Raw genomic sequence first — 8,995 nt, 5'->3', positions numbered from 1 at the left:
ACTTGCCTTGTTGGTTTGAAATATCGTCTACATAAGCAGAATAAGTGTTCTGACCCATAGCTAGGTTCAATTGTGCAGGTTGCTTATTATTTTCAAGCGACATGGAAACAGTCCCATTATCGTTTAAATCAAAACCAGAAGTAACCGGCGTCATGCTGTACTCAAATCCAGTTGTTCCGAATTGAGCTGCTTTCACGGCTTCATCAGCAACATTAGAAATAGAATCAGTTACACGATACGAATTATCATCAATACCATTCTGCATTCCCATCATGGTAAACATTCCAACTTCAGCCATTTTTCTTGATGGAGAATGGATTCCCAAGGCACCTTTAACACCTTTTAGAATTCCCTTAGCAACCCTTACCGCTGCAATTACTGCATTTGAGGCAGAGGCGCCAATTCCGTTTGTCAGTCCCGACATTAAGAATCCTCCAACATCGAACAAATCAACAGAATTAGCTCCATCATGAACAGAATTAGAAGCATTAGTTCCAGCATCTTTTGCCTTACTTTGGCCATCATTAAATCCTTTAACAACAGTATCTAAAAGTTGTGATCCAGATCCCCAAAGCCGACCTGCAGCGTAACCAATCTCATAAACCAGACGGTTTACGAAATCAACAGCAGTGTCTGACAATTTGTGTAGGTTATCAGTTATACCCTGGAGAATACTTTTAACCATATCAACCCCAGCATTAATCACTTCATTAGTTTTAGTACCAATGCCTTTAAGCAGGTTGATCACTAAATTAGTACCAGCATCAAGAATATTTCCCAGATTGTCGCTAATAGCATTAATCAAACTCACAATCATATCAGTAAATGCCCCCACGACTGTTGGAGCATTGGTTGCAATAATGTTAAAGACCGATACAAGCATATCAATGAATCCTTGAACAACTTGAGGAACTGCTTCCTCTAAGCTGATTAGGAATTGAGCAATCATGCCAGCAAAGCCTTCTCCAATTGATACCAGTAATTGTTTAGCATTCTCTCCAGCTTGGTTAGCGTTATTGAGCGTATCGATTAACTTTGAAATGGCGTTAACAAGAGTTGCTAGTCCAACGCTTGCAATGGCAATTGCCGCTCCAATCGAGATAAACAAGCCAGATAGGGCTAATAATCCAGGCGTTGCAACTGAAATTGCCGGAGCAAATAACCCAATTGCAGTTATTATTCCAACAATAGCTGCACCAAATACCCCAATGACAACCGCTCCTTCATTACCAGTTTTTGCTAATCCAGTTAGTGCAAAAGCAAATAGTGAAAGAGAGGCAAAGACAATTCCAATTGAAAAACTAATTTTAATAAGCGTATTAGCGAATTTATCTAATGATTTTTGAGACTTGCCAGCCCCACTTCCTGGCTTTTCAAAATGTTTTCCGGAACTTTTTAGCAGTCCAGTAGCCCCCGAGGTTGCGCTTTTAACTTTTTTAAATGCCATCACAAGCATGATTAATCCAGTTGAACCAGCTAACAACTTCACAACTCGTTTCATAGTATCCATGGCATCTTTGTTTTCCCTGATTTTATCAGTTAAAACTTTAACCCCTCTCGCCATGGTATCTACAATATTCTTGAATGTTTTACTGTGCTTGTAAGCATACTGTGCGGCAATAGCAAGAGCAATAATAACGGCAACAACCTTATTTTTGGCAACTAAGTCCATCGCTGTAGCAAGACCGCTCACTGCCTTGTTAAACGCAAGTACTGTAACTACTCCACCACCAATTGTTCCTAAAACAATTCCCAATGTGGGCCCAATATCTTGCAACGCTTTCCAGGCAGCTTTCAAATAAGGAACAAACATTTCTGATAGAGCTTTTCCAACCTTATCAATTGTTTTCTTAAACTCTTTATTTTTGTTATAGACATCAATTAAATAAACTACCAAAGCAGATAAGGCAATCACAGATAATCCAATAGGATTAGTGAACATTGTTACAGCAGCAGATGCTGGTCCCATTAATTTAGTAAAAAGACCAATATAAGTTGTCACTGGACCAAGAACTGGAAGTAGTCCGACAAACTCTCTTCCGATGCTTGCAACTGAGCTATTACTCGTCGTAGCCCAACGAACAAAATCGTTTCCAGAATCAAGTAATGCACCAGTAATACCAGCCTTTGTATCAAATGATGCATTTTTTAACGAGCCCATGTTATCTTCTAGTCGTTTTAACTTAGAACCAACGTTTTTCTGCATTTCCGCAGCTTGACCGCTCAAAAAGTCATTAGCTTCAGCAGCAGTCGATGTCGTGCTTTGAAGCTGATTAGAAAAGGCCTTCCAAGAAGTCGTTGTACTACCTGTTTCATCACGAATTGAGTTCATCAGTGGAAGGATAGCAGCCATTCCAGATGTTCCAAACATCCGCTTTAGCGCATCAGCCTTTTCAGAGGAACTCATACCATCCATTTTTTCAGATATTTCGGCGAGTATCTGTGGGAACGGTTTCATATTTCCCTGTGCATCGTTAAAACTAAGACCCAGTGCATCCATTTGCTTAGCAGCCCCCTTTGAAGGTGCTTGCATCATCAAAATAGCATGGTTCAAATCCTGTGAAGCTTGCGCTGCACTAAATCCTTTATTGGTTAACAGTCCAATAGCAGTTGAAGTGTCTTGCATGGAAATACCAGCGTTCGAGGCTGTTCCACCAATTGTTGCCAATGCTTGCTGCATGTCCTCAATCGAGGCATTAGAAAGATTGGCCGTTTGTGTCAAGTCTGCAGCAGCCTGTGCCGGTGTGCCAATTGAAGCACCCCAAATGTTCATTGACTGTTGAACAACATTGGCCGTCGCTTGCAAATCAGCACCAGCGGCGGTAGCTGCACGAGCAACTGCTGGGAACTCTTGCTTGATCTGGTCCAGTGAAGCCCCATCTCGAGCCATTGAAAGCATTGCCTCTGCTGATTCCTTAGCACTAATTGGCAATTCATCGCCCATTTCTTCAGCAACGTGAGTCAGTCCTTTGATGTCTTTAGCTGTTCCACCAGCAACAACTGCGGCCTGGTTCATGGTCTTGGAAAAATCACCATATGACTTTAATCCGGCTACACCGGCTGCTGTCGCTGCAGCTCCTGCAACCATCATTGACTTACCAACACCAGCTACACTACCAGCCACTGATTTAGTTGATTTTTCTGCTGTACGACTAAAGTTATTCATCGAGGCAATTGCCGTCTGAACGCCAGCACTAAACGCCGTTATATCAGCAGAATAGACTGCTTTGACTTCATATTGTTCAGCCATTTAACCCCCTTTCTAGTTCTTGTAATAGGTCCATGTTGTAACCTGACTCTTCTGAAGGAATATCAACTGCAGCTTTCGGATTAAACTCTTGCTTAATCTTGTTGATGGCCTTTTTGTAATCTCTTTCGAAGAACTTGTCGAAAGTGTCAAACTTAAGGCTATTTCCACTGGCATTAGTTTGTTCAACAGCCATTGAAGCCCAGGCTATTTCATGGATAGCGTGTTTCTTGTCAATTTCTTTCAGTTGAGCCGCCTCAATTTGTAGCTGATACTCTCTCGGAGTCATATTCGCTACTTCATCAGAGTTGGATACATTAAAATAGCGCAAGCCATTGACCAAGATTTCATGGTATTGGCTTGCGCTATCTAACTCTTTTAGGCTGTTTGTGCCACTACTTGTTGAGCGACTACCTTCGCTACCTTGTTCTTCGTAAATTTTCCTTCCTTCAATGCCTCCGTTACTTCATTAGCAATGGCATCAATATCAGTTTTCTCATCATCGAAGAAGTCATCCAACATACCAGTGGTCAAGTTCCCGCCAGCAGCATGGTTAGCAGCAATCAAAATATCAGAAAGAGCGATTGGGTCGCCGTCCACAATAAACTTAGACAGGTTCATGTCAACACCGGCACCAAACTTAATGCCGTTAACATTCCCTACAACTGACTTGTCCAAGGCACGGATAAACTTGAAGTTGAATGCGAATTGGTATTCCTTACCGTTAATTTCAAATGTGATCATAATAATTCTCCTATTTTTTCTATTAGTAGTTTAGTATCGGGCTTCTCACCCCGCTCGAACGTTTAGCCGTTGTACTATCGATCAGTTACTTTGTTGTTGGTTGTGAAGCCGAGTCAGACGACTCTGAATTCGTAACATTGCCCAAGTCCTTAAACTTGTATGCGGAGTTTGCTTCATCAAGCGATAACGTTACTTCTCCACGACGTGCGTATCCATCCTTGATAGTTGCTTCTAGCTTCAACGATACAGAGTTATCCGAATCGCCAGTTTCTTCATGAGAAGTGATATCTGCCACCATGTAGCGAGCCACATACTTGTTAGCAGAAGAACCTGGCGTGTCTGTGTAGACAATCCAGAATTCCATGGAGTTACCTTTAACAACGGTGTCCTCAATGTCGTTTAACAAGTCCTGGTTAGATGCCAACATTTCCATAGAAAGCGTTCCATCAAGTGATCCGCCTTTTGAAATCTTGCCATCCTTCGTGTCTTCTGACTTTGAATCACGGGACAACTTATAACCATAAGTCGTCTGGTAGGCAACCTTTGTCCCCACCATGGCGGCTTGTTTTGAAAATGGCCGTGCAAATACAATCGCCTTGCCACCGGCCTTATTAGCTAAATCAGCCATAATTACCTCCAATAAAAAAAGACTCGTTAGAGTCTTGTGTTAGTTGACCTTAAAGGTCACATCAAGTGTTGCGTGCCACAGACGTAGGTTGTCTTCCTGCTCCTGTGCCACTGTGTTAATTAAATTGTGTGGGTCTAATTCAACCCTGTATTCGCCTACTGCGCTTAGTTGCATGAGATACGAGTAAATAGACTGCTTAACGCCCTGAACGTCTTCCAGCGCCTCAATATCGCCAAATACATGAATGGTAATAGCAGGCTTCGATACAAGCACGCCTTTTAAAGGTGTATCTTGCCCCATCGACTGATTTCCAAGAATAACCATTGGGTTGTTAAATGAATAATCGTGAAATTCTGGAAAAGTCTTAAAGAACTGTCCACCATTACTACCATCCCCGTATTTATCGAACAAATAACCGCCGACTTCTTTGTACAAAGCGTAATCTGGTGTATCAACCATTGATTACCTCCTTCAAACGACTTCTAAATAGCTCTTTATGAGCCTCAAAAGCCGTTGTAATGAAGTACTTGGGACGGACATATTTCGTTCCATATTCCTGTGCGTATCCGTAGTTAAACGAACCATTGAAGGCGTTTCCGTACACAGTAGCCGTCATTTTTGTTCCGTTAATCACCATCTCCGGCTTAATGTTATTACGCAGAAAACCAGTACGAACCGGTGCAATACGAACAGCCTGTGAACGTGTACTATTCGCCGTATCTTGCAAAATGGAGAATACTTTACCAGGAGCTTTACGAAGCTTCTCTGATTGAACATTAATAAAGTTATCAGCGCCAACTACACCCATCTAATCCTCCTTTACTCGAATAGACGAGCGAATGCCCACCATCTGTCGCTCCTGCACCACATACTTTTTGCCATCAATCAAGCAATAATCAAAGTATGGCAGGGTGCCAACAGAGCGAATAATCTTTTCGCCGTATGAAACAACGCCATACTCTCGATATGACTTAGCAGCGCTTAAGTTAGTCACATTCACTGTAACCTCGGCAACTAACTCGTCATCCCCTTTTTTGCGAGGATTACGAGGGTCTTGTGTTCCTTTGACTTTCACATACAAAGCAACCTTTGTAGCTGCGTTCATAGGAACATCACCCGACCTCTCTGCCGGCCAGTAACGTTTCCGGTGCGGTATTCGTCAATCTCATTCTTGAACTTAGAAAAATCATCTTCTTGGAAGACAAGCGTTAACCCATCTTGCCCAGACGATTTCATCCCCTCATTACCAATACGAGAAAAACGAGCAGCCACTACTTCATCCACAATGTAGTCAAACTGATCAGGAATGTTTGTATTCTTCAGCCCGAGCAAGACAGACAAGCGAGCTTTTACATTCTTTTCAATGATTTCAAGCTTATCCTTAACCGAACTCTTAGGGTCTAAGAGTTTCTCATAGTCGCTTGCAGTATCAACACTAGTTTCACTCATATTAGCCCCCTTTCAGCTAATTACTTGCCGGCCTCATCTTTAGCATCCGTGGACTTTGTGCTATCAGACTTGCCAGTTGCAGTAGATGATGGCTTCGTATATCCAGCCGTCAAGATAGCCTTTTTGTTCAAATCAGAAACCCAAGCGCCATACTTACCAGCACCTTGCAATTCGACACCAGCAAAGTCAGTTGATTCAATCGTACGAACAATGTTAATTCCCAAGAATGCACGCCCAATGTTGTCAGGCGTGAAGATAACCTTAGCACCGTTCATGTATTGAGTAGGAACTTGAGTAACACGAATTCCCTTCAACATCACTACACCATTTGTGTCAATGTTCGTAGCAGAGTTCTTAGCAGTCGTAGTTGCTGGAGCATCCACAATGGCGTTGTACGTTTCTGGATCAACATACGCACGTACTGGTGTCATGATTTCCATGTCCGTGTATGTTTGAGAAGCCTTTCCAAACAACTTGACAACGTCAGATACAGAACCCAGGTCATCAGAAGCACTTTCCGTCAACTTCTTTCCAAACAATGCGTTAAACAAACGTACCTTTGCTTGTGATTGCAAGTCCAAACGCTCGGCAACGGCAGAGTTAAGGTCTGCATTTACAGTAAACCGGTCAAGACCTTCACGGAATGCCCAAGTGCTGTCGTAGGGAACATCTTGTTCCTTGTAAATAATTTCCTTACGCTTACCAAAGCGGTTAGAGTTATCAGAACCATCATTAAACGCAGTGTTGGCGTCAGTATCATAGTTACCAAGTTGTGCTGGCAAGTCATTTGACTTGATAGAAAACATAGTTGCGTTTTCAGTTACGCCATCCTTAGTTTGCAAGTCACCGAATGCTGGTTGAAATGCGGACAACGCACGAAAAGCTGGCGTAATAATTCCAGCAAAATTCTTATTAAAGATTTGTTCTTGAGCCATTTTAGGCCTCCTTTATTTATACTTTGCTGCCTTAGCGGCAAATGGGTCATTTTCATCAGTTAGTGACGAAGCACCACCTTTTGGCTTGCCAGAGCCTTGCAGCTTCTGGTTAACCTCTTGATTAACTCGTTCAGCAATCAATCCATCAAGGGTCGTGATTGCCTTGCTAATTTGTTCAGCATCCCCAATTGAAACAAGGGTTTCAGCTAAATCACTTGGCAAGTTTTTATCAGCCAATTCATCACGCACACTGGCAGTAAGCTCACGCTTATTCAACGCTTCTTCACGGGCCTTCATTTCTTCTGCCTGTTTCTTAGCTGCTTGGTCTGCCTTTTCTTGTGCGCTCATCTTGGCTAACTTCTCGCCTTCTGACTTCGCTTCTTCGAGCTTGTCCTTCATGGTTTCTTCCCACTTAGCACGAGCCTTCGCCACTCGACGTTCTGCCTCTTGTTCAGCCAATTTGTTAGCCTCTTCTTGCGACAGAGTTTGTGTTTCTTGTTGACTTTCGTCACCTTGTACTTCGGGTTCTTGGTCAACTTGCGTATTAACTTCTTGCGACATGTCGTCCTCCTACATAAATGCACAGTAGCTTGCACAGTTTCCACCTAATGGCACACCCTCCACTCGCTACTCCGTTGTTATGGTGCTTTTAACGACTTCCCAGGTCGATTTATGTACTAAAAAAGCACTCACAATTAAGTGAATGCTTTCAACTTGAATATTAACTTCCTGTAATTACATCAGACAATCGTGATTTACCAATCAGAAGCTGAACATCCTCATTTAAATCTGGGTCACTATATTCAACTTGAACATAATCTTTTGTTTCGCTTACTGTTTGAATATCACTAATAACCTTTCTATCGCCATTTTTTGTAACCAGCGTAAGTGTCATATTATTTCTCCTAATCCTCGTATACTGTTGTGTCCGATTCGTCGACCGCTACTACAGAGCAACGACAGTTGGGGTGCTTTGGAATTACATAGCGCCCAGAACCAAAGCTCGCTGCTTTGAACTGTTTTCCATCTAATTCCATACATAGCTGGCACGAACCAGCGCCCGCCACCCATTCTAGCTTTTTATACCCAGCAGACTTAATTGACTTTACTTGCTGTTCAGCAGATACTCTAGCACCTTCTGTACGCAAAATACGTTCCGCCTCATACCTTGACACACCGTAACGGCCCTTAATCTGCTTGGTATAGGTCGTCGGGTTTTGACTATCAAGTAGAGACTCTCGTAAGATATTCGACATATCAGTACGGAGCCGTGTTTGATTACTCCAAATACGATCAGACCATTTAACGCCCTTGATACCTTGGTCAATGACTTTCTGAGCAATCTCTTGTACAGCCGTGTCATATACTTTTCGTCCAAAATCAGCCGTTACTTTGACCTCATTCTTAAGCGACTTGCCAACATAACTAATTGCCTTTAAGGCGACGACTGAAGTAAACACCATCAGTGCATACTCTAATAACTGGTCAATATTGTTCACTTGTACCGTCTTGATACCATTCTGGATAGCGTAATGGTCTATCTCACTGACCAACTCACTATCTGGATATTGTGAGTAGTCTGCCTGGTCGAAGTCATCATATTCATCATTAAAGCTCCCCCACCACGCCAAGAAAGCCTGCTGATTGTTGGCAATCATCTTGTTAAGCTCTTTAACTGATTGATTATCAGCCCTTGCTCTCTGGTTGGAAAATTGTAGTCCTAAATCATGATTACTCGTCATCTTCATCACCTAGCTGTGAGGTTTTATCCTGCAAGCGCTTCATCTCCTCCTGCATGGCATTCACTGGCTCATTTTCACGCTCTCGCATCGTTTCAAGCTCATTAGTGTCAATACCAGGGGCATAACGGTCTAAGTACTCATGAGGGAACTTAGCGCCTGATTGTTGCAATACTTGAATAGTAGCGACATCATCTGTTGGCAAGTTATCAGTAAACATAAAATTAATGTTATGATAATCCAACTTCCATGG

The 8,995-nt window shown here is 42.5% G+C and carries 13 protein-coding genes; all 13 read right to left on the bottom strand.

Annotated features, from left to right (window positions below; genetic code table 11):
• Window positions 1–3,250, bottom strand: a 3,250-nt coding sequence (locus BMZ93_RS06270; RefSeq protein WP_091503265.1) for a phage tail tape measure protein, incomplete at its 3' end; no start/stop codon positions are given.
• Window positions 3,243–3,590, bottom strand: coding sequence for a hypothetical protein (locus tag BMZ93_RS06265; RefSeq protein WP_143404280.1), 348 nt, complete (start codon window positions 3,588–3,590; stop codon window positions 3,243–3,245). The genes BMZ93_RS06270 and BMZ93_RS06265, both read right to left, overlap by 8 nt.
• Before the next feature lie 35 nt (window positions 3,591–3,625).
• Window positions 3,626–3,991, bottom strand: a complete 366-nt coding sequence (locus BMZ93_RS06260) for a tail assembly chaperone (RefSeq protein ID WP_091503261.1) — start codon at window positions 3,989–3,991, stop codon at window positions 3,626–3,628.
• A gap of 85 nt (window positions 3,992–4,076) precedes the next feature.
• Window positions 4,077–4,619 (bottom strand): phage major tail protein, TP901-1 family, encoded by a 543-nt coding sequence (locus BMZ93_RS06255; protein ID WP_091503259.1) that lies wholly within the window; start codon window positions 4,617–4,619, stop codon window positions 4,077–4,079.
• Window positions 4,620–4,658: 39 nt separating this feature from the next.
• A complete protein-coding gene (locus BMZ93_RS06250; protein ID WP_091503258.1) occupies window positions 4,659–5,078 on the bottom strand; it encodes a hypothetical protein in 420 nt (139 codons plus the stop codon).
• The gene (locus BMZ93_RS06245; RefSeq protein WP_010692148.1) at window positions 5,071–5,427 is read right to left on the bottom strand and encodes an HK97 gp10 family phage protein; all 357 of its coding nucleotides are present in this window, start codon (window positions 5,425–5,427) and stop codon (window positions 5,071–5,073) included. Before BMZ93_RS06245 ends, BMZ93_RS06250 begins: the two co-directional genes overlap by 8 nt.
• Window positions 5,428–5,724, bottom strand: a complete 297-nt coding sequence (locus BMZ93_RS06240) for a hypothetical protein (RefSeq protein ID WP_091503256.1) — start codon at window positions 5,722–5,724, stop codon at window positions 5,428–5,430.
• Window positions 5,721–6,068 (bottom strand): phage head-tail connector protein, encoded by a 348-nt coding sequence (locus BMZ93_RS06235; protein WP_091503254.1) that lies wholly within the window; start codon window positions 6,066–6,068, stop codon window positions 5,721–5,723. The genes BMZ93_RS06240 and BMZ93_RS06235 overlap by 4 nt, the downstream gene beginning before the upstream one ends.
• A gap of 20 nt (window positions 6,069–6,088) precedes the next feature.
• Window positions 6,089–7,003 (bottom strand): phage capsid protein, encoded by a 915-nt coding sequence (locus BMZ93_RS06230; protein WP_091503252.1) that lies wholly within the window; start codon window positions 7,001–7,003, stop codon window positions 6,089–6,091.
• Window positions 7,004–7,015: 12 nt separating this feature from the next.
• Complete coding sequence (locus BMZ93_RS06225; protein ID WP_091503250.1) at window positions 7,016–7,564, bottom strand: DUF4355 domain-containing protein; 549 nt, start codon at window positions 7,562–7,564, stop codon at window positions 7,016–7,018.
• Window positions 7,565–7,724: 160 nt separating this feature from the next.
• Window positions 7,725–7,898 carry a hypothetical protein gene (locus tag BMZ93_RS06610; RefSeq protein WP_010691247.1) on the bottom strand — a complete coding sequence of 58 codons (174 nt, stop codon included), beginning with the start codon at window positions 7,896–7,898 and terminating at the stop codon, window positions 7,725–7,727.
• Window positions 7,899–7,908: 10 nt separating this feature from the next.
• Complete coding sequence (locus BMZ93_RS06220; RefSeq protein ID WP_091503248.1) at window positions 7,909–8,745, bottom strand: minor capsid protein; 837 nt, start codon at window positions 8,743–8,745, stop codon at window positions 7,909–7,911.
• The coding region (locus BMZ93_RS06605) for a phage portal protein (protein WP_244269351.1) at window positions 8,735–8,995 on the bottom strand (261 nt) is incomplete at its 5' end. The genes BMZ93_RS06605 and BMZ93_RS06220, both read right to left, overlap by 11 nt.

Source organism: Fructobacillus durionis, from assembly GCF_900112405.1.
In the GTDB taxonomy this organism is placed as follows: Bacteria; Bacillota; Bacilli; order Lactobacillales; family Lactobacillaceae; genus Fructobacillus; species Fructobacillus durionis.
Note: the sequence above shows the minus strand (reverse complement) of the source record. Positions and strands in the feature narration are given on the sequence as shown.